We start from the raw sequence: 21,486 nt of genomic DNA on the forward strand, positions 1-21,486 counted from the left end.
TATGGCCGCGAAAAAGGACATCGTCATAGCAGCGGCGGCCGGTTACGAGTGGCCGGATGTCGAGCCGTGGGCCAGGAGTCTCGTCGCGAGCGGTTTCGCCGGTGTGGGGGCGGTCATCGTGTACGACCGCGATGACCGCGGCGACGCCATCGCCGAGAACCTGGAAGCGCTGGGGCTGTACGCCGTCCGGATGCCGCCTCCGGACAGCGTGTACAACGGGCGATTCCAAGACATCGCTCAGGTATTGCGTATGTTCGCGCCTTCCCTCCGATTCGCCGTCGTCACCGATGTACGCGACGTGTACTTCCAGTCGGATCCGATCACGTGGCTGGAAACCCACCTTCGACGCCCCTTTCTCGCCGTCAGCGAGGGACTGCGGTACTCCGATGAGAAGTGGAACCGGGACAATCTGCAACGAAGTTTCCCGGCACATGTCCAGCGCCTGTGGTCGAAGCCGGTCTGCAATGTCGGAGTGCTCGCGGGGGAGGCGGGTGTGATGGCTGATCTGTGCTTGGCCATCTCCTTGGTCGCGGCGTCGTCCGGGGTCTCGATAGCCGATCAGAGCGGGTACAACCTGCTGCTAGATATGGAACCGTATCGGTCCGCGATGCAGTTCGTGCCGTCCGAGGACGGGTTCGCCTGCCAGGCCGGTACCTTCGCGGACCCGGGCAAGATCGGTACTTTGCGTCCGTTCCTTTTGGAGCCCGAGCCGAGCTTGGTCGGGGAGTCCGTGCACACCGCCACCGGCATGCTGTACCCGATCGTGCATCAATACGACCGGGTGCCGGAATGGCGACAGGCACTCTCGAGCAGGCTGCGGTCGGCCCCTGCGCCCGGCGGGTCCGCTTCCCGGCCCGGCCTGGCTCGCGTTCTCGGTGACGCCGACGGATCGTCCGTTCTGCGTACGGCACAACGCTTCGGGGTGCCGCGGAACGAATCGTCGATAAGGTTGTTTTCAGCCGATCCCGATGAGTTCGCCCTCGCCGACGGGTCACCGACCCCTCGGGATGGTTCATCCTGAACCGTCTATCGGTATCTTCTGTCGCGCACCGGGAAGGCTCGGCTATTACCGTCAGTGGGCCTGCTCGGCAGTTTTCTCCGCGTCGGTATCCGTTGACCTCTGCCTGAAACTGAATTCGTAACTGCTGTAGCGGTTTTTGCCGCTACCCGCGTCCTCCCAAGTGAATCCGTACTTGCCGATGTGCTCCAGCCGGATCCGGGTGTCCGCGTAGATGCTGAAGCCGCTGCGCCGAGCGCGCTCGGAGAACGCGTAATCCTCACCCAGATACCATTGGTTCTCGCCGTCCGGGACGATCATCGGCAGAAAGTACGGCACATTGGCACGCCCGAACTGCAGGTTGCAGACGGGCAGTTCTTCCTTCTCCACGATCTTCTCGTAGACGTCGCGTCGGGTGAGCAGGAACCCGCCGGCCGCATACCGGATTTCCACTGTGCCGCCGCCGTCGCCGAAAATTATCTTCTCGGTGCCGGGCAGAAGACTGCACACCAGTTCGCGGGTCATTTTCTTGGCGTAGATTCCGCAGACAACCGGCAGATCGTGGGACCGCAACATGTCCACCGCATCCGGGTGGAAGCGCACATCCGCATCGATCCACATCAACTCTTCGAAACCTTGCGCCAGCGCATCGGTGGCGATCTGGCTGCGAGCTTGGTCGATCGCGGAGCAACCGTAGATGCGCCAGACCGGGTAGCCGCGCCGTTCGAGTTCCGCCAAGCCCTCTGCGCAACCGGGTTCGATGTAGTCGTGCACCGGCACCAGCACGACGCAGCGCCCGGGGTCCTTTTCCATTTCTCCACCTACCAAGGCTCGAATACGAGCCCAACTGTACCCGGCCAGACCAAGATCAACAGCTGTTGGGAAGTCGGGCCGAAGGCCGCTACGCGCGTGCCTTTTCCCCGCGCACCGAGGCGGCGACTTGGTTCGGCATCGGTTCGTGGCGCGCGTACCCCCGGGTGAAATCGCCGGTGCCGTGGGAGATCGAGCGCAGGTCGATGGCGTAGCGACTGAGTTCCAGCTCGGGGACTTCGGCATGGATCCGGGTGCGCCCTGCGCCGTGCGGCTCGGTGCCGAGGACGCGACCGCGGCGGCTGGACAGGTCGCTCAGCACCGGTCCGACGTATTCGTCGGTGACCAGCACCCAGACCTCGGCGAGCGGCTCCAGCACTTTGATTCCCGCGGCCGCCGCCGCCTCGCGCAGGGCGAGGGCGCCCGCGGTCTGGAAGGCGGCATCGGAGGAGTCGACGGAATGTGCCTTGCCGTCGAACAGCGTGACGCGCACGTCCACGAGCGGATATCCGGCGGTCAATCCGCGGTTGGCTTGCGCGCGGACGCCCTTCTCCACCGATGGAATGAACTGGCGCGGAACCACTCCGCCGACCACTTTGTCCACGAACTCGATCCCGGACCCTTCGGGCAGCGGTTCGACTTCGATCTCGCACACGGCGTACTGCCCGTGTCCACCGGACTGCTTCACATGCCTGCCGCGCCCGGTCGCCTTGCCCGCGAACGTCTCTCGCAACGCCACCTGGTGATCGGTCACGTCCACCTGCACGCCGAACCGGGTCCGCAATCGTTCCAACGCGACGTCGCGATGCGCTTCGCCGAGGCACCACAGCACCAGCTGGTGGGTCTGCGCGTTGTGCTCGAGCCGCAGCGCCGGGTCCTCGGCAGCGAGCCGGGCGAGGCTCTGCGAGAGTTTGTCCTCGTCGGCTTTGCTGTGCGCGCTGATGGCGATGGGCAGCAGGGGATCGGGCATCGGCCATGGCTCGATCCGTAAGGGGCTGTCGGTGGACGAGAGGGTGTCGCCGGTTTCGGCGTGACCGAGTTTGGTGACGTAGGCGATGTCGCCCGCGATGGCCTGGCGAAGCGGGCGTTGCTGTTTGCCGAACGGAGCCGAGATCGCGCCGACCCGCTCGTCCAGTTCGTGGCTCTCGTGGCCGCGATCCTCCAGGCCGTGCCCGCTGACGTGCACCGTGTCGTCGGCGTGCAAGGTGCCGGAGAAGACACGGACCATGCAGACCCGCCCGACGTACGGGTCGGACGCGGTGCGGATGACCTCCGCGGCCAGCTCGCCGTCCGGGTCGCAGCGCAGCGGATGCGGCTGCGCGCCGTTGCCCGCGGTGATGGGGTGCTCGACCGGCGTCGGAAAGCCGCCGGTGATCAGGTCGAGGAGTTCCACCGTGCCGAGGCCTTGCTTGGCCCCCTCGGGCGCGGGCGCGGCGAAAAGCACCGGATGGAAGCTGCCTCGCGCGACCGCGCGTTCCAGGTCGGCGACCAGCGTGGCCAAGGGGATCTCCTCGCCGTCGAGGTAGCGCTCCATCAGGCTCTCGTCTTCGCTTTCCGCGATGATTCCCTCGATGAGGCGATTGCGCGCCTCCTCCAGCGCGGGCACCTGATCGGGCGAAGGGTCGCCCTGGACCTCCTCTCCGGAGGAGTAGTCGCCCACGCAGTGCGGCAGCAGCTCGACCATGCCGGTGACCGGCCGGTGACCGTCCGGATTCTTCGGGCCGTACACGGGCAGGTGCAGCGGCAGGATGCTCTCCGACGAGCCACCGCCCAGCACGGTACGGCAGGCCTCGGTCATCACGTCGTACTCGTCGCGCGCCGTGTCCAGATGGGTGATCACGATCGCGCGGGGCATCCCGACCGCGGCACACTCCTCCCACAGCGCCCTGGTCGCTCCGGCGATTCCGTCCACTCCCTCGGCCGCCGAGATGACGAACAGCGCCGCATCGGCCGCGCGCAGCCCTGCCCGCAGTTCGCCGACGAAGTCGGCGTATCCGGGCGTGTCGATCAGGTTGATCTTCATGCCGCCCCACGCCACCGGCACCACCGACAGCTGCACGGACCGGTGCTGGCGATGCTCGATCTCGTCGTAGTCCGACAGCGAGGTGCCGTCCTCTACCCGCCCGGCGCGATTGACCGCCCGCGTGGTGAGCGCCATGGCGTCGACCAGGGTGGTCTTGCCCGACCCGCTGTGCCCGACCAGGACCACGTTGCGGATCTGTTCGGGCCGGTCCGCCGTCATCACGCCGCCGTCGCCCGCGGCAGCTCCGTTGGTTCTGTCCACCATGTGCCACGCTCCTCTGCCGACACCTGCCGTACATCCACCTTCCCACCGGCCGTGGCGTTGCGTCGACGAATCGGCAGATCAGGGTGTGGAGCCGTCATGCACAGGCGGGCGAGGGCGAACCGGTTCCGGCGATGTTCTCGCATGCCCAGTACCTGGCGATACGCCACGAGCCGTCGCGTGGGACGAATGGGACGACGGCCGGACGGCGGCCGTTGGGTCCGGCGAAAACGACGGTCGCGAGGAGGGAGCCGCCGGCGTCGGTCACTTTGCCGACCGTCGTGGTTGTCGAGCCGAGGGCCTGAGCGACCCGGGTGATCAACTCTGGGTCCTTGTCGTCATCCGCGACCCGCAGCGGCTTCTGTGTTGCGGGAACCGCCGGGTCCAGCGTTTGCCGTAGTCGATTGTCGAGATCGGCGACCGCGGGCACCGGTGGGCTGGGCTGGGCATCGGCCGGGGCGTCGGGCACCGTGCCCGGATACAGCTGATGGACGATGCCGAACCAGATGATCGACGCGGGCGTTCCCAGCAGGGGCGGAGAAGTGAACTCGTTGACCGCGACGGTGACGCTGACGTCCCGCTCGGGGAGATAGCCCATATGGGTGGTGTAGCCCAGCACCCCCCCGCTGTGACCGATCCAGCGGCCGAACTCCAACATACCCAGCCCATAGCGCAGGTCTCCGGCGAACCGGGTCCTGGCGCGGAGGGTCTCCGGTTTCAGCAGATCGCCCCGGCCGAGCATGCGGGCATAGTCGGCGAGGTCGGAGATCGTGGACACCATCGTGCCCGCCGCACCGAAGAGCGCGGGGGTGGTCCGCGCGGTGACGTCGGTGGGCGCTTCATCGAAGTAGGAGTACCCGCGACTGGCCGGCACGGGCATGGTGGCGTCGGTGGGATACATCGTGTCGCGCAGCCCGTGCGCGGCGACGACTTCCCCGATCACTCGGTGCACCGGTTTCCCGAACACCTTCTCGAGCACGAGACCCAGCAGGTAGTACTCGGAGTTGGAGTACTCCACACGGCTGCGCGGCGGCGTCGCCTTTTCCGGATGAGCGATGATCGCGCGCAGGCGGTCGCCCTCGTGCCATTCGGATGCCGGAGATTTCGCGGCTATTTGCTCGGCGAAGGCCGGCTCTTGCCGGACATCCCAGACGCCGCCTTGCATGCCGAGCAAATCGCGAAGTGTGATGACGTCTCCATTGGGCACGCCCGGCACATACCGTTCCAGCACGTCGTCCAACGAGAGCTTCCCCTCGTCGGCCGCGCGCAGCACCGCGGTCGCGGTGAACGTCTTGCTGATGCTGCCGATCCGGACATGATCCGTTACGTCCATCGCACGACCGGTCGCGAGATCCGCTGTGCCGTAAGCCCTGACGAAGGTTCCCCGTTCCGGGTCGTGCACCGCCACCAGCACGCCGGGGGCCAGCCGCGCGTCCATTTGCGGCCGCACGATGCGGTCGATCTGCCCGGCTGCTTCGGCCGGAAAGTTTCGGTCCCGGCGCTCGTCCGACGCACACCCGGCCAGCAGCGCCGCCGCCGTCGTCAGCGCGACGACGATCGCACCCAACGAGGTGAATCGCCCACCCATCGTGCTATCCCCTCTCTTCGATAGTGCTTCTGTCAGTGTGCCAGGACCGTGAACAGCCGGGCTCTCTACAGAGAGGAGTTCCTGGCGCATCTCGCGAGACGAGCGAGGAACACTTCCTTCAAAAACGTCTGCCGCTCAGGACAGCTGGCGGATGTCCCCGCGCACCCGATAGAAGCCGCCGCGCGCAGACTCCGCGATGCCGTCGACCACGTAACGAGCCCCCGCGCGGCGGATATCTTTGGGAAACTGGACATTCCATCCCTGGTGATATCCGGGCGAGACGACGCGCACGCGCAGGGAACTGCCCTGGCTCACGCACTCCACGATGATGCCGCTGCCCGCTTCGGACGTGATCTCGACGGTGTCGCTGGGCATCACGGCCGAGATCTCGGGAGCCTTCACCGAAACCGTCTCGGGCAGCACACCTTGCTCGGCATCGCGGATGGCGGCCTCGCCGACATCGAGACAAGCCAGCGTGCCGGTCGTGGTGACCAGGTACAGCTTTTCGTCGTGGTACTGCATGGAATACGCCGAGCCGCAGCCGGTGGCCAGCTTCCACACGCGGTTCCCGGCGGCGTCGAAGCAGTACACCGAGGAGTAGTTGTCGCCGGCGAAGACGTACCGGCCGTCGGGCGAGGTGGCACAGGAGAAGACCGCGGCATCGCACTGGTAGGTGCGCTCGGCGCGTCCGCCTTTGGCCACCATGCGGACCTGGTTACGTGAGGTGCCCGCGTAGACGGCGTCGGATTCCTGCCAGCCGAACAGGACGCCGCCGCCGGTGCCGACCTGCCACAGGGTGCCTCCGCTGTCCAAGTCGTACTTGGTGACGCCTGCGGAGTGCCCGTGGTAGACGCCTTCGGCGTCGATGCGCACCATCCAGCCCGAATCGCCGGTGCTGCGCCGCGTCCACAGCGACTCCTCCTCGTAGTCGATCACGGTGATCCCGCCTTGGCGGTCGGAGACGCCGAGGATGCCGTCGTGGATGTCGAGCCAGTAGATGTCGACATCGGCCGCGATGTCGTAGGCCGCCCGCGGCACCTTGCCCGACAGGTCGTAGACACGCCCGTCGTCGCATCCGGCGTAGATCCAGAAATCGTCGGCCACAATGCATTTGACCGAATCCGGCAGGCGGTACCGGCCGGTGACCACGCCGTCGGGAGTCAGCGTGAACACGTCACCGTTCTCGTTGCCCACCCAGCAGCGGCGCTCGTCGACGAAGATGCCGAAGGCGGCGGCGCCGGAGTCGAAACTCCACAACACGGGCGCGGCCTTCGCGGTGGAGCGACCGCTGCTGATCGCTCGCCTGGTCACCGGACGCCTCGCCCGCGCACCCATCACGGCGGGCGCGTAGCCCTTGCGCACCTTCTCACCGATCTTCTTCGACGCGGCCGCCCGCGCCTTCTCCTCGGAGGCGAACGAACTCACCTTCGTCTGCCCCTGTTCCCCGATACGGCCGAAGCGGACGCTCACTTGCGTGCCCGCGACGATCACCTCGTAGAACTTGTGCGCGGTACCGCTGTCCTCGGACAGTTCGAGATAGGTGGTTCCCCCGATAGTCATAGCGCCTCGCCTGTTTTCGTCAGATCAGAACGAAACAAAAGTTAGCAAGGGGCACCGACATTCGACGGAGCGTCGGGAATCGCAGGTGGCGGGGTCTGGCAGAATCGTGCCGGGCTCGTCAGGAGGGGGATACGCCATGGTGCTGACCGCGCGGTTCCAGCCGGGATCGACCAGCCGCCCGTTCGTCGACCGGGAACCGGTGCTGACGCGGTTCGACGAACTGCTGACCGAGGCCGCCGAGCGTCCCCGGGTGATGCTGCTCGGCGGTGTCGGCGGGATCGGCAAGTCCCGGCTGGTCGCCGAGCTGCGGGCACGGGTCGGCAAGAAGCATCCCGCGGCGGTGCTCGACTTGCAGGTTCCGAGCCATCGCCAAGCCGCCGACGGACTCGCTGTCCTGCGCATGCAGTTCGGCGCCCAGAAGATCAAGTTCCACCGCTTCGACATCGCCCGCGCGGTGCTGTGGCAGCGCATGCACCCGCATTTGCGACTGACCTCCGACTCGCTCGCGCTCGCCGAACACAGCGAGATCCTGACCGAGATCCTCAACGACGCCACCGGCATCCCGGTCTTCGGCACGGCGACCCGGCTGCTCGATCTCGGCGCCCGCAAGGTGATCCGCACCCATCGCATCCGCCACGATCCGGTCCTCCAGGAACTCGACCGATTGAGTCTCGCGGGCTTGGAAGAAGCCGTCTCCTACCTGTTCGCGGAAGATCTGAAGAGCGGGACGGAGGGCAAGCCCTATGTGGTCTTCCTGGACGCCTACGAAGCGCTGATGGGCGGCTCCGATCGCGAAGGCCGCGCCGCGGCCGCCGATGCCTGGCTCCGCGATGTGGTCGCGCAGCTGGACACCGGGTTGGTGGTGATCGCCAGCCGCGAGCCGCTGGGATGGGAGCGCCACGACCCGGAGTGGTCGGCCCGAATCCGGGCCGTGCCGGTCGACGACCTGCCGATGGACGCACGCTTCGAATTGCTCGACTCCTCCGGCATCGCGGATCCCGCCGAGCGCGCCGCGATCGCCGCGTCGAGCGCGGGCGTCCCGTTCTATCTGCATCTGGCCATCGATGCCCGCACCCGTGCCGGTTGGGTGACACCCGCCGAATTGGTCTCTCCCGAAACGATTCTCGAGCGCTTCCTACAGCACGTGCGCCCCGACGAAGTCCGCATCCTGGAGCTGCTCGGCCTTCCGCGCACCTTCGATCGGGAGATCTTCACCGTGGTCGCCCGGCAGTTCGGGTTACCGCACCATATCGCCGCGTGGAAATCCCTGGTCGCGTACTCGTTCGTCTACGCGGCGGACGAGAGCGACGAGGGCGAGAGCTTCCAACTCCACCAATTGATGGTCGACGCGTTGCAGCGGCGTTTGGATCCGGACGTCCGGCGCACTCTGCACGGCGTGCTTCACGACCTGTGGTTCGCACGCGCCGAACGGCCGGTCGGCCGGGTCGCGGCTTTGCGGGAGGCCGGCTACCACGGTGTCCGGTCCGGATTGCTGTCCGCGGTGACGTTGCTGGGATACGTCGACCGGATCGAGGCGGCGGGCGGCAGCCAGGGCATCGGCGGAGTGATCAGCGATCTGGACCGGTACCTGAGCGATCCGCGTGAGAACCTGACAGGTATGGCGGAACTGTCGGAACTCACGCGGTGCCTGGAAGCGGAAGCGGCGGTGCTGGTCGGCGACGCCAAGCAGGCCGATCGGCTGACCCGGGACGTCGCTTTGGACGGGGCAGGCCCGATCGCGGAGCGGTTGGCAGTCGCCGCGGCGAACGCACGCCGCATACTCGGCGACACCGACGACGCTTTGGCCATCTATCACGACGTGTGGTCGCGCGGATCGGGGCGTGCCCGGCTCGTGGCGGGACAGTGGGCGGCCGATTTGCACATGTGCCAGGGCCGATTCGGTCAGGCTCTGGCCATGTGCGAGGAACTCGTCGCGATGGCGGACGACGACGACCGTGAGTTCCTCGGCGACGTGGCACGGCTGCGTCATCTCGCCTACCGGTTGGCGTTCGACACCGAGCGCGCCGCGCGATACCTGACCGAGGCGGACACCCACTATCGAGCCGCGGGCAGTGTAGTCGGGCAGGCGAATATCGCGACGAACCTGGCTGAGCTCTTGGCGCTCACCGACCCGGTCCGGGCGATCGAGGCCGCCGGAGCAGCGATCGTGCGGCAGCGTGAGCTCGGCGCGTTGCACGAGCTCGGAAAGGCTTACACCGCACTGGGCCTGGCGCGGTTGTCGCTCGGGGAACTGGACGCCGCCGAGCACGCGCTCGCCGAAGCGTGCGAGATTCTCGAGCAGGCCGGGTACCGTTCGGGGCGGGCCAGGGCCGAACTGTTCCGCGCGGGCGTTTCCGCGCGCCGCGGGCAACGCGACGATACCGTCCGCAGTGCGCGCTGGGCCATCGCGGAATTCGAGGGCGCGAACGTCTATCCGGGGCTGATCCTCGTGGCCCGAGCGGTTCTGGCGCTGTACGGCTGGACCGAACCCGACATCTCGAAAGCCGCCGCGGCCGCGCGATCGCGCATCCAGCCGCCGACGCCCGGATCGGGCCTGGACCGCGACGCAGCACGGGTGATCGCCCGGGTGATCGGTGTCGACGCCGAAGCGATGTACCACGACGCGCGTTCCCGATCGCAGTCGGCCGCCGGGTACTACAACCGCAACGTTCGCGTCGACAGTGTCGCCGGTACGGTGAACGTGCGGATTCCGGTGGACGGCGCCGATGTGATGGATCTGCGGCAATGGCCCGAACCCGCGGTGCTGATCGCGATCGAGCCCTTCGTCGCCGCGGCGCCGAGGCTGCGGTGGGAATCGGTCGACCCCGCCTACCAGATCCACGACTACATCGACGGCGACCTGCTGGATCGCGTCGCGCCGCGCGGCGTCCGGGTTCCGGCTCATGTACCGGCTGATGTGGCGGCGCTGTTCGGGGAGCTCCGGCGTATCCCACGGGATCTCCTGCCGCCGGTCGAGCCGGATCAGAGTGACGAACCCGCCGCGTTCGCCCGCCGATTGTCCGCTGTCACCGCACGCGTGCACCGCGACAGCAGTGCGGATTTCGGCGAGCTGTACGACCGCCTGGGCGTGCCCGAGCAGCCGCTCGAGCACGTCGTCGGTGCGTGGGACACGCTCGAGGCCAGGCCCTTTCGGTTGCTGCATGCTGACGTGCACCGGAAGAACATGATCGTGCGCGACGGCCGGGTCGTATTCCTGGACTGGGAATTCGCGCTGTACGGCGATCCGGTCTACGACGTGGCCACGCATCTGCACAAGATGGGCTACCTGCCGGAAGAGGAGGAGGCGTTTCTCGCCGCGTGGGTCGCCGCCGAGCCCGAGGCCGCGATCGGGCAGTGGCGTCGCGACCTGCAAACCTACCTCGATCACGAGCGGGTCAAGTCGGTCGTCGTCGATGCGGTGCGCTACAGCAAAGCGCTCGGGCAGGGCGGGGCGGGCGCGGCGGCGGAGGCGGCATTGGTGGCCAGCATGTCCGGGAAGCTGCGGCTGGCGCGCGGCGTGTGGGGGCAGAGCGAGCCGGTCGACGACGCGGCGGTGGAAGCTGCTCTGCGCGGCTGGGATTGACGCGGCGAGCCGCGCCCGGGCTCATCTGGCGGGGGCCCCGATCGAGATGCCGGTGATGAACTCGGCGACGATCGTGTGGTCGGGATATTGCCGCCCGTAGACGGCGATGATGGCGCCGACGTGGATGTCCGTCGCCCGTTTGGCGACCAGGACGTTCACCTTGGTGTCGGCGTCGGCACGGACCTTGACACTGCTGCTGGTGAACGCGTTCCGGACCACCAGGGTCGTACCGTCATTGGCGACGACCTTTCCGAAGGTGACACCGATGCCCGTCCGGACGGGAGGGGCAGCGGCTGCCGGCGTTGTCGTTCGCACGGTGGACGTCGGTGCCGGGGCGCTGGGTGGGCTCGTGCGCAGCACTGTGGACGACGCCGACGGTGTTGTCGGATGGTTCACCAGTAGGCACCCCGACACCAGCAGGAGCACCACGCCGACGCAGAGTCCGATGAATGCGGCGGCGCCGGAGTGGTGCAGCCGGGGCGGCTCGTCGTCCTGACGCGGTGGTGGCAGCGGAGGCATCGCCATGGCGGGGGTCTGCGCGACGGATTCGCTCCTCGGTGCGAGTGAGCCCGGATGCACACGGCGTGGCGGCGGGGCTTCCTGGTTCGCGTTCGCCGGTGTGTTCGGCCCGCTCGCGGCGGCGGTGATCGATCTGGTTATCGATCTGGAAAGTATTGCCGCTGAGAATGATTCAGGATCACCGCCGACTCGCGCCAGCCGGCCCACCTCCGCCGGGCTCCGACGGTGCGTACTCCAGCGAGGCATGAGGCAAGGTTAAGTCTCCCCATCGCTGTGCTTGTTTTCACTGGCGGGAGTAGCGTCGTGACCTGCGCCGAAAGGCGGTCGGCGGCTTCAGGTGCGCTGTTCGGGCAGCGCTGTGGTCACCGATCGAGCGCGAAACCCGCTGTAGCGCAGGCGGTGTGGCCTAATAGGTGCTGGATGAGGCACGTGGGTTCAACTGGGATCGTTTTCCTGGCCTTGCCGATCTCCGGGCCGAAACCTTGCAGACCCTGCTCGAGCCGATTGCGAATGGATTCCCACCGCTGGTGCAGCGCGACGACATCGGTGATCGACATCGCCTGCACGCGCTGATAGAGACTTGACCACGGGCGAAGTGATCCGGCGGATCCGGAAATCCGTCGGCATGACGCAGACGGAATTGGGTGCGCTCATCAACTTCTCGCAGCCCGCCGTCTCGGGTCTGGAGCGTGGCGGCCCGGCCTCGCACGACGTCCGCGTCCTGCGGCTCGTAGCCCGTGCGCTCGGGGTTCCGCTTGCCATACTGGTAGTGGAGTCGGACCGGGAGGCAGATGTGGACCGTCGCAACTTCTTCAAAGCAGGGGCATCAGTAAGCGCGGGGTCTGCCATGATGTCGGTTTCCGCCCCGGCGAACGCCGTGTCGGCGTCCGCAGGGAAAGTCGGCGCGAGCGATGTGGAAGCCATCATCGAGAGCGTGAATCAGATCCACGAACTGGATCTGGTGGTCGGCGGCGACCGGTTGTGCCGGGTGGCGGCCAATCAAGTCCGTTATGTCGAGCAGCTTCTCGACCAAGGCAGTTACACCGAGGCGGTCGGGCGGTCGCTCACCAGTGCGGCCGCCGAGATGATGACGGCCGCCGGGTGGGTGCACTACGACGCCGGGCGTCTAGATGATGCTCGGCGGTATTACGCGGACGCGGCGAATGCCGCGAATGCGGCCGGAGACGGGATCGCTGCTGCGCATGCGTTGGCGAATGCCAGCTTTCCCGAGTCGTCCTTGCGACGACTCGAAAGGCAACCCTCTGGCCGTGCAATACGCGCAGGCTGGGGCGCGGGCGTCGCTCCGCGACGGCGGCCCGAAGCTGCGTGCTTTGATGGCGATCAGGGAAGCCGAGGCGCATGGGGTTCGCGGGGACAAGTCGGCGATGACGGCGGCGATCAGCCGGGCACACCGTGCGTACGAGTCGACTCGTGGGCACGATCCGGATTGGGTTTACCTGCCGGAGGCCGAATTCGTCGGTGGCATCGGCTGGGCACAGATGCGGCTCGGTGAGCACTCCCAGGCGACTTCCAACCTGCAAGCCGCGGTCGAAAGTTCATCGGCATGGCCCAGGGAGCGCGCTGCGTGGCAGGTCCACCTTGCGGAGAACTTCACCACGTCCGGCGACGTCGCACGAGCATGCTCACTGCTTGGCGACAACTACGACACCATCGCCGGACTCGCGTCCAGCCGCCTGCACCAGCGCATCGATGCCATCGCGAATACAGTTCGCAGTCACTCCCGGGTTCCGGAGGTTCGAGACTTCCTGGCCCGCCGCGCGGCACAAGTCTGATTCCTCGTATCCGTTCGTCGGTACCGCTTCCGGAAAGGCTGATGCGGTAGTTCGCGGTCCGGGTGTGGCGGCCGCAAGGGCACAGCTGCTCCCACGATTTCTCATGTGCCGCGGTGGATCCAAGGCATCGACGGAAAGTTGAAATATCCAAGTCTCACAATGCTCCGGATGAGCCTCGCGGCGCTATCTTCTGTCTGCTCGCAGTGCAGCGAGCAGATCGGAGTCAACTCATGCGCATCACATCGGTCACGCGTCGCCTCGGGATCGCGGCAATCACCCTGGTCGCGACGGCTACCGCTTCGCTCGGCATCGCCACACCAGAGGCGGCCGCGGCGCCGGCGCGAGATCCCATCCTTTTCGTCCACGGCTGGCAAGGATCGGCGGCGGACTGGAATTACATGTGGGGCCGGTTCCTGGACGCGGGGTACTCCGCGGATGAGATGGCACGATTCACTTACGACTCCACCCAGTCGAACAAGGACATCGCATCGCAGGTGAAAGCGCAGGTCGACGCGCTGCGGGCGAAAACCGGTGCCGCCAAGGTCGACATCATCTCCCACTCGATGGGCGGCCTCAACAGTCGCTGGTACCTGAAGAATCTCGACGGCCTGACTTTCGTCGACGACTGGGTCTCCATCGCCGGCCCCAACCATGGCACCGATACCGCCAACGGATGCCTCGACGCCTCCTGTGTGGAGATGCGGCCCGGCTCAACCTTCCTCGCCGACTTGAACAGCGGCGACGAAACTCCGGGCCGGGTGAACTATGGCACCTGGTGGTCGCCGTGCGACGAGATCATCAATCCGGATACGAGCACCATTCTCAGCGGTGCCGCCAATACCCAGGCGCCGTGCCTAAGTCATATCGCGCTGCTATCGTCATCGACGGTGTTCGAGGGCGTGCGCGACTTTGTGAAGTAATCGGCTGAGCCCGGACACGGCACTGATTCCGGCCCGCCGGCCCTCGAGTGGGCGACCGCTCGTACTCCGCGTTCGAAAGCGGGCAGCTACGGAAGCCAGTTGAAACGGCAGCGCCTCCTCGTCGAGGGGACGAGGAGGCGCTTGCCCGGATTCGAGTTCGAGGCTCAGTAGGCCCCGTTGACGTTGTCCATCGAGCCGTACCGATGGGCCGCGTAGTTGCAGGCGGCGGTGATGTTGGCGACCGGGTCCCAGATGTCGAAGGGGGTGCCGTCGACGTGGTAGGCGTTGAAGGTCGGGTCGATCACCTGGAGCAGGCCCTTGGACGGGGTGCCCTTGGCGGCGTTGGAGTCCGACAGGTTGATGGCCTTGGGATTGCCGCCGGATTCGCGCATGATGTTGCGGTGAATGCCCTCGTAGCTACCCGGGATGCCGTGCAGGCGCATGACGTCGAGGGACTGGCGGATCCAGCCGTCGAGGTTGTTCTCGTAGACCGGGGGCGGCGTGGGCACGATACCCTCGGGCGCCACCCCGGGCAGCCCTGGCAAACCGGGCAGCGCAGGCAGTTCGGGCAGCACGGGCAGGCCAGGGAGGTCGATCGGCGCGGCAGCGGCGACCGGGGCGACCGGGGCCGGAGCGCCGTCGTCGGCCACCGCCACACCGGCGGAGAAACCAACGGCGATCACGCCGACGGTGGCGGCGAGTGCCGCACCCTTACGGAGGGACGGGCGGCGGAGAAAAGAAAGGCGTGCGTCAGACATCGAGAAATCAGTTCCTTGTTCGTGCGGCGATCCGGCCGGAAAAACCAGCGCGGGATCCACGGCGGGCACCAGGTAAGGTGTTCGCCATCTCGGCTCGTGTGCGGTTTTCGGATTTCGTTGTGAAAGCCAGGGTTCGAATTCCTGGCGGCGCGACGCGGTGCACAAGTCGGGGCGGTGCCCTTCGGTGCCGCTGCCGTACCCGGAGAGAAACAAGCCGTTGAAGCTGTGGAGCTGGTTTCTCGGGTCTCTTCCGGACCTGATCTCAGCTTGATCACGACCGGTGAACATTCGGCAAACGAAAGATTAAGGTCAAGAATTGCCGATCTTGGAGTGTGCTGTTCAGCCGTGTAGGCGACGCCCTGACCAGGCAATTTGTAGGTAAACGTGATTTAGGCCACAAAAAGATGATTCACAGTAACGAGACCGACTTTGTCTCGATCCGATCACTGGGACCCGCCGAAACCGGTCGGATTGCGACCATCCGACGCGATGTATCGGCGAATTGCTCACGGCTCACGTGACGGCGATCGCAATCCTCTTCGCAAACGCAATCGATCGTTGCCGTGAATAGCGTTCAGCGCGTCCTGTCGAAAATCGAGGCGACCAAACGGCGATGGATCACTCCCATGCTCGGACGAGATCCGCTGGCCCCCAATGCATTGCCAGCGGCAAAGACTCCGCGATACCGGATCGGGAGACGGCCACCAAGCGGGTGTCCTGGCCGGTGCCGGGGACTGCGAGCGCCGAGCGGGCAAGGCTGTCGTAATCGTGACGATCGAAAGGCCGGTCCTCGAGCCACTTGATGGAACCGATGAAATGTATCGCCTTGGCGACGGGTTCTCGGTCGGCGCCGATCAGGTCGATTTCGGGGTTGTTCTGCCGGTTCCACCAGCCGCCGACCACCTCGGTTTCCGGCCATCGCTCATCGGGCAGCAGTCGCATGAGGGATTCGCGGACCAATGGTTCGATAGCGCGTCCGCGCCAAGTGGTCCATGAGCGTTCGATCCGGTTGAGCGCGACATCGCCACGGCCGCGTTCGATCAGGGGAATGCCGCGTTCCAGGAAAGCGAGCCAGAACCGGAGGTAGGAGTCGGCGATTCGGTAGCGCTTGTTCTTGGTGTCCGGCTTCGTGGACAACGGGAGATCGCTGGCCACGATTCGCTTGTCTCGCAACATATTCAACAGCGGATTGAGGGTTCCCGCGGGCAATGCGTTCGTCCCACCCGCTTGTGCGGCGATGGTACTGAAGGTTCGTTCTCCACTGCCGATGGCTCCCAAGACCGCGCGCGAGCGCATCCCCTCCGGAAACTCGCCCAGCAGCGACAACTCGCCCGCTACGAGCAGCGGAGCCAGCGGGTTCGCGGCCGCGTCGCGCAGGAAGTCGGTTCGGCTCATTCCCGGGCGCCAGGACCTCACGATCTCGGGAAACCCGCCGGTGATCAGCAGCGCGTCGACGCTGTCGGCGGCGTCGAGGCCGGTCATGGCCTGCACATCGGCCAAATGCAGCGGTTCGACGGTCATTTTCGTCGCGCGTCCGAAGAACGGCCGGTCGCGCGATCCGAGAGCCGCCATGACCGAGATATCGCTGCCGACCAGGATGAGCAGCACTGGTTTGGCCGACAGGTGGCGATCCCACACCGTCTGCAAGGCGCCTTCGAACTCGGGATCCTTTTCGACCAGCCATGGCACCTCATCGATGACCGCGATGCTGGGCGCGTCATCGGGCAGGGCGATCGCGAGGGCCCGCAGAGCTTGGTTCCAGTCGCCGGCCTGTAATCCGCTGATCAGTTCGGCGCGCCCGAACCCGCCCTGAGCGACCGTGGCGGTGAACTCTTCCCGTTCCGCCACCGGGTTGCGTCCGCGCGTTGCCTGGAAGATCAGGTAGCCGTGGTTGGATCGGTCGCAGAATTCTTGGACGAGCCGCGATTTCCCGACCCGTCGGCGACCGATCACTATGACCGCACGGCCTCGGGTGGCGCCGGTGCCCTCGATCACCGAGGCGAGCTGACGAGCGAGCAGGTCGAGGTCTGCGGATCTTCCGGTGAACTCCACACTCGTCTCCCGAACTAAGGCAGTATCTTACTTAGATTGAATCTTAGTTTAGTTGCCGCAAGGTGTGTGGACTTCGTAGACATGCGTCGGCCCTCGCGCCCGAAGAAAGGGCGCGAGGGCCGAAACTGCTCGGAGGTGAGTCAGCTGCCGAAGCGGGCCAAAACGGAGCTCGCTTCCTGGGAGGCGGTGCCTTCCTCGGCGAGGTGCGCCATTTCCGGGGCGATCTCCCGCCCGTGGTGCGCCATCGCCTGGGCGTACAGCCGCCCGGCCCGGTAGGAGGAGCGGACCAGGGGACCGGCCATTACCCCTGCGAAGCCGATTTCCTCGGCCGTCTTGGAGTGCTCGACGAACTCCTCCGGCTTCACCCAGCGGTCCACGGGGTGGTGGCGGGGGGAGGGGCGCAGGTACTGGGTGATGGTGAGGATGTCGCAGCCCGCCTCGTGCAGGTCGCGCATGGCCTGGGTGACTTCCTCGGGGGTTTCGCCCATGCCGAGGATGAGGTTCGACTTGGTGACCAGACCGGCTTCGCGGGCTGCGGTCAGGACCGCGAGGGAGCGCTCGTAGCGGAAGGCCGGGCGGATGCGCTTGAAGATGCGGGGGACCGTTTCGAGGTTGTGCGCCAGCACTTCCGGGCGGGCGGAGAAGACCTCGGCGAGCTGGTCGGGGTTCGCGTTGAAGTCGGGGATCAACAGCTCTACGCCCGTGTGCGGATTCAAACGCTTGATGGCGCGGACGGTTTCGGCGTAGAGCCAGGCGCCACCGTCTTCCAGATCGTCGCGGGCGACGCCGGTGATGGTGGAGTAGCGCAGGCCCATGGCCTGCACGCTCTCGGCGACGCGACGGGGCTCGTCGCGGTCGAGGGCGGCGGGCTTGCCGGTGTCGATCTGGCAGAAGTCGCAGCGGCGGGTGCACTGTTCGCCGCCGATCAGGAAGGTGGCCTCGCGGTCTTCCCAGCACTCGAAGATGTTGGGGCAGCCCGCTTCCTCGCAGACGGTGTGCAGACCTTCGCGCTTCACCAGGCCTTTGAGTTCGGAGTACTCGGGGCCCATGGTGGCGCGGGTGCGGATCCACTTCGGTTTGCGCTCGATGGGGGTTTCCGCGTTGCGGGCTTCGATGCGCAGGAGCTTGCGGCCGTTCGCGGCACGAGCGTCGGGCCCGGAGGAAGTAGCTTGCGTAGCCACGGAGGGACCCGGGAGTGCCGCAGCAGGTTCGGCTGCGGCGCCGCTGTGTGGTGTCGGGGTATCGACTGAGGTCACTTGATCGACCTTACGCCGTCGCGATCGGGGAATGCTGGGTGGTGTCACCGGGTGTGACACGGGAGATGTCGTGCTCGGTGACCGGCAGGTCGCCGTCCAGCGCGCGGACGATGGCGTCGGCCACGAGCGGCTTGATCTCGGCGACGGTCACCTCGCGACCGAGCTCGCGGGTGAGCGTGGTGACGCCCGCGTCACGGATGCCGCAGGGGACGATGGCCTGGAAACCGTCCATGGCGGCATTGCAGTTGAGCGAGACGCCGTGCAGGGCCACGCCGCGCTGCACCCGCACGCCGATCGCGGCGACCTTGCGTTCGGCGTACCACTCGGTGGCGGGCAGCCAGACGCCGGAGCGCCCCTCGACGCGGCCGCAGACCACGCCGAGGCCGGTGCACACGGTGATCAACGCCTCCTCGAGGCGGCGCACGTAGTTGACGACGTCGACGGGCTCGGCGAGCCGCACGACGGGATAGCCGACCAGTTGGCCGGGGCCGTGCCAGGTGATCTTCCCGCCGCGGTCCACCTGTACCACCGGGCTGCCGTCGATCGGCAGATCGCCGTCCTCGGTGCGGCGGCCCGCGGTGTACACCGACGGGTGTTCGAGCAGCAGCAGATGATCGGATCCGTTGCCCTCGGCGCGCTGCTCGGCGATGCTGCGTTGCAGGTCCCAGGCGGCGTGGTAGTCGATGAGTCCGAGATCCTCGACCACGATCGGGGTCGTGTCGAATCGGGCGGACAGGGTGGTGCGCGGGTTGGTCACAGCGACGACGGTACGCCCACGGGGTCGGCCGATTCCAGCACCTCGATGTGGGAACTCCCACAGCCGGAGTGAGGTTGCCGGGGCGAGAGCTGGAAGGTTGCGACAGCAGCGTGGGGTGGAGGACCAGCGCTCGACTCGCCCCCAGAGCCGCTCGGCGAACACCCGGCCCGCCACAGATCCGGGATGCGCTTCGAATACATCTCGGTCGCCGCGTTATCGAGGGAGAACTTTCGTCACTGACGCTGCGCGGTCAGCAGTGGAGGACCGCCGCGCGCTCGCAGGGGCGTCGATGCTCGACTGCGACACGGCCGTCCTGCGTGGATCGGCGTCTATCCGCACGAACATCCGGTGTTCCGTGCGCGATTCCGGACGAAGCGAAGATCAGTCGACCTCGACCGGCAGAGTCAGCTGCATGAGGGTCAAATCCATCCAGCGGCCGAACTTGTGGCCCACCTCGGGCAATACGCCGACGGTGCGGAAGCCGAAGCGTTCGTGCAGCACGATCGAACCGGTGTTGGAGGATTCGATCGCGGCGATCATGGCGTGCACGACGCCCGCGCGGCGCGCACGCTCGATCAGCTCGGTGAGCAGGGCGGTGGCGATGCCGCGACGCTGGAAGCGTTCGTCGACGTACACGGAGTTCTCGACCGTGTAGCGGTATCCCGATTTGGGGCGCCACGGCCCGTAGCTCGCGTAACCGGCCAGCTCCCCGCCGATCTCGGCGACCAGCACGGGCAGGCCCGCGCCGGTGCGGGTCCGGTACCAGCCGAGGCGCTCGTCCAGGCCGACGCGCTCGGTGTCCCAGATCGCGGTGGAGGTGGCGATATTCGCGTTGTGGATGTCGAGGATCGCCGGAAGATCGTCGGTGGTGGCGTCGCGGATGACGGTGGCGGGCCTGGTATCGATTCGGTCGGTCATCGAGCGTCTCCGGGTCGTCCCACCGCGGCCGCCAGCGCGGCGCCGATGGTGGGATGGTGGAACTGGTAACCCGCTTCCTCGAGTGCGGTGGGAATCGCCCTCGGGCCGTGCAGGATCGCCTCCTGCGCCAGTTCGCCGACCAGCGCGTGCAGCGCGAATGCCGGGACGACCAGCGGAGTCGGGCGATGCAGCGCCCGGCCCAGCGCGCGGCTGAACTCGGCATTGGTGACCGGTGCGGGGCCGACCACGTTGATCGGGCCGGACACCGCGTCATGGGTCAGCGCGAAGACGATCGCGCCGATCTCGTCGGCCATCGAGATCCACGGCAGGTACTGACGGCCGCTGCCCAGTCGCCCGCCCAAGCCGAGCGCGTACAGCGGGTGCAGCATGCCGAGCAGGCCACCGGCACGCGAAAGCACCGCGGCGCTGCGCAACAGCACCGTGCGCGCACCCGCCGCCGCGGCGGGCTCGGTCGCCTTCTCCCAATCCCGGCACAGAGTGGCGAGGAATCCCGAACCGGCGGGGGATCTCTCGTCGACCACCCGATCGCCGGTGTCGCCGCCGTAGTAGTGCACTCCGCTGGCGTTGAGCAGCACGGGCACGCCCGTGTCGGCCACCGCCGCGGCCAGCACGTCGGTCGGCGTGATCCGGCTGTCGCGCAGCTCCTGTTTGAAGCTGCCGGTCCAGCGCCGCCGCCCGACGCCGGCACCGCACAGGTTGACCACGGCGTCGGCGCCGCGAAGCGCCCGCTCGTCCAAGTGGGCGCGGGCCGGGTTCCAGGCGAATTCGTCCGGACCCAACGTTTTCCTGCGCACCAGCCTGGCGACCTCGTGCCCGTCGCGGCGCAGAGCCGCGACGAGCGCCGTCCCGATCAGCCCGGACGAGCCGGCGATCACGACCTTCATACGTGCCGTGCGACCTTCCTCACAGGCCGAGATCGGCCTCGAACGCCGCATCCTCGAGCCGGTGGCGGATCGTGGTCAGGAAGCGACCGGCGTCGGCGCCGTCGATCAGGCGGTGGTCGTAGGTGAGCGGCAGGTAGCACATCGAGCGGACGCCGATGGACTCGTTGCCGGTCTCGTCGGTCACCACGACCGGCCGCTTGACGATCGCGCCCGTGCCCAGCATGGCCGCCTGCGGCGGAACCAGGATCGGGGTGTCGAACAGCGCGCCCTGGCTGCCGATGTTGGTGATGGTGAAGGTGCCGCCGGCCAGCTCGTCGGGCTTGAGTCCGCCGTTGCGGGCCCGGTTGGCGATGTCGGCGATGGCGCGCGCGAGTCCGGCCAGCGACAGGTCGCTGGCGTTGTGGATCACCGGGGACAGCAGGCCCTGCTCGGTGTCGACGGCGATGCCGAGGTGCACCGAGGCGTGGTAGGTGATCTCCTTGCTGGACTCGTCGTAGCTGGCGTTGACGTTCGGGTGCACGCCGAGCGCTTCGACCACGGCCTTGGCGAAGAAGGGCAGGAACGTCAGGTTGACGCCCTCGCGCTCCTTGAACGCCGCCTTGGCCTGGTTGCGCAGCGCCGCGATCTTGGTGACGTCGGCCTCGTGCACCTGGGTCAGCTGCGCGGTGGTCTGCAGCGACTCGCGGGTCTTGGTCGCGGTGATCTGCCGGATGCGGTTGGCCTTCTGCACCGTGCCGACCAGGTGGGCCAGCTGCGAACGGGCGGCGGCCGGCGCCGCGGGCGCCT

The 21,486-nt window shown here is 67.1% G+C and carries 17 protein-coding genes and 1 pseudogene; 6 read left to right on the forward strand and 12 right to left on the reverse strand.

Annotated features, from left to right (window positions below; translation table 11 throughout):
• The first annotated feature begins 1 nt into the window (after nt 1).
• Entirely contained in the window at nt 2-1,021 is a 1,020-nt protein-coding gene (locus ON21_RS08530; protein ID WP_039796981.1) for a hypothetical protein, read from the forward strand.
• A gap of 51 nt (nt 1,022-1,072) precedes the next feature.
• Here ON21_RS08530 and ON21_RS08535 read toward each other — a convergent pair whose 3' ends face one another.
• The 4 genes from ON21_RS08535 to ON21_RS08550 all read right to left on the reverse strand — a co-directional run bounded on the left by ON21_RS08535 (nt 1,073) and on the right by ON21_RS08550 (nt 7,239).
• Nucleotides 1,073-1,810, reverse strand: a complete 738-nt coding sequence (locus tag ON21_RS08535; protein WP_051020492.1) for a hypothetical protein — start codon at nt 1,808-1,810, stop codon at nt 1,073-1,075.
• Between the two features lie 88 nt (nt 1,811-1,898).
• Complete coding sequence (locus ON21_RS08540; protein WP_039796983.1) at nt 1,899-4,094, reverse strand: elongation factor G-like protein EF-G2; 2,196 nt, start codon at nt 4,092-4,094, stop codon at nt 1,899-1,901.
• Between the two features lie 94 nt (nt 4,095-4,188).
• Complete coding sequence (locus ON21_RS35685) at nt 4,189-5,679, reverse strand: serine hydrolase domain-containing protein (protein ID WP_051020494.1); 1,491 nt, start codon at nt 5,677-5,679, stop codon at nt 4,189-4,191.
• A 135-nt stretch (nt 5,680-5,814) separates the two neighbouring features.
• Nucleotides 5,815-7,239, reverse strand: a complete 1,425-nt coding sequence (locus ON21_RS08550; RefSeq protein ID WP_039796985.1) for a WGR domain-containing protein — start codon at nt 7,237-7,239, stop codon at nt 5,815-5,817.
• Between ON21_RS08550 and ON21_RS08555 the strand changes: the two genes are divergently transcribed.
• Nucleotides 7,220-10,822 carry a phosphotransferase gene (locus ON21_RS08555; RefSeq protein ID WP_157170764.1) on the forward strand — a complete coding sequence of 1,201 codons (3,603 nt, stop codon included), beginning with the start codon at nt 7,220-7,222 and terminating at the stop codon, nt 10,820-10,822. The two genes, ON21_RS08550 and ON21_RS08555, sit on opposite strands and share 20 nt — an antisense overlap.
• A gap of 21 nt (nt 10,823-10,843) precedes the next feature.
• Here the strand turns inward: ON21_RS08555 and ON21_RS08560 are convergent, their stop codons facing one another.
• A complete protein-coding gene (locus ON21_RS08560; protein ID WP_039796987.1) occupies nt 10,844-11,347 on the reverse strand; it encodes a hypothetical protein in 504 nt (167 codons plus the stop codon).
• A 407-nt stretch (nt 11,348-11,754) separates the two neighbouring features.
• On the opposite strand from ON21_RS08560, the gene ON21_RS38285 reads away from it, so the two are divergent.
• The 4 genes and pseudogenes from ON21_RS38285 (at nt 11,755) to ON21_RS08575 (ending at nt 14,054) form a co-directional block, all read left to right on the forward strand.
• Nucleotides 11,755-11,925, forward strand: a complete 171-nt coding sequence (locus ON21_RS38285; protein WP_157170765.1) for a hypothetical protein — start codon at nt 11,755-11,757, stop codon at nt 11,923-11,925.
• An 11-nt stretch (nt 11,926-11,936) separates the two neighbouring features.
• Nucleotides 11,937-12,530: pseudogene (locus ON21_RS41300) on the forward strand (helix-turn-helix domain-containing protein); the annotation flags it as partial.
• A 25-nt stretch (nt 12,531-12,555) separates the two neighbouring features.
• Nucleotides 12,556-13,134 (forward strand): NsdA family TPR-like regulatory protein, encoded by a 579-nt coding sequence (locus tag ON21_RS41305; protein WP_505762791.1) that lies wholly within the window; start codon nt 12,556-12,558, stop codon nt 13,132-13,134.
• Between the two features lie 230 nt (nt 13,135-13,364).
• On the forward strand, nt 13,365-14,054 hold the full coding sequence (locus ON21_RS08575; protein WP_039796992.1) for an esterase/lipase family protein: 690 nt from the start codon (nt 13,365-13,367) through the stop codon (nt 14,052-14,054).
• Between the two features lie 164 nt (nt 14,055-14,218).
• On the opposite strand, the gene ON21_RS08580 is transcribed toward ON21_RS08575, so the two are convergent.
• The 7 genes from ON21_RS08580 to sucB all read right to left on the reverse strand — a co-directional run.
• A complete protein-coding gene (locus ON21_RS08580) occupies nt 14,219-14,812 on the reverse strand; it encodes a transglycosylase SLT domain-containing protein (protein ID WP_039797015.1) in 594 nt (197 codons plus the stop codon).
• Nucleotides 14,813-15,430: 618 nt separating this feature from the next.
• Nucleotides 15,431-16,864 carry an ATP-binding protein gene (locus tag ON21_RS08585; protein WP_039796994.1) on the reverse strand — a complete coding sequence of 478 codons (1,434 nt, stop codon included), beginning with the start codon at nt 16,862-16,864 and terminating at the stop codon, nt 15,431-15,433.
• Between the two features lie 140 nt (nt 16,865-17,004).
• The gene (gene lipA, locus ON21_RS08590; RefSeq protein ID WP_039796996.1) at nt 17,005-18,045 is read right to left on the reverse strand and encodes a lipoyl synthase; all 1,041 of its coding nucleotides are present in this window, start codon (nt 18,043-18,045) and stop codon (nt 17,005-17,007) included.
• An 85-nt stretch (nt 18,046-18,130) separates the two neighbouring features.
• Nucleotides 18,131-18,877 (reverse strand): lipoyl(octanoyl) transferase LipB, encoded by a 747-nt coding sequence (gene lipB, locus ON21_RS08595; protein WP_039796998.1) that lies wholly within the window; start codon nt 18,875-18,877, stop codon nt 18,131-18,133.
• Between the two features lie 381 nt (nt 18,878-19,258).
• Nucleotides 19,259-19,795, reverse strand: coding sequence for a GNAT family N-acetyltransferase (locus ON21_RS08600; RefSeq protein WP_039797000.1), 537 nt, complete (start codon nt 19,793-19,795; stop codon nt 19,259-19,261).
• On the reverse strand, nt 19,792-20,700 hold the full coding sequence (locus tag ON21_RS08605; RefSeq protein WP_039797002.1) for a TIGR01777 family oxidoreductase: 909 nt from the start codon (nt 20,698-20,700) through the stop codon (nt 19,792-19,794). The genes ON21_RS08600 and ON21_RS08605 overlap by 4 nt, the downstream gene beginning before the upstream one ends.
• A gap of 19 nt (nt 20,701-20,719) precedes the next feature.
• Nucleotides 20,720-21,486 (reverse strand): 2-oxoglutarate dehydrogenase, E2 component, dihydrolipoamide succinyltransferase (gene sucB / locus ON21_RS08610; protein WP_039797004.1); only part of this gene is annotated, 767 nt, incomplete at its 5' end.

Source organism: Nocardia araoensis NBRC 100135 (genome assembly GCF_000308435.1).
GTDB lineage: Bacteria > Actinomycetota > Actinomycetes > Mycobacteriales > Mycobacteriaceae > Nocardia > Nocardia araoensis.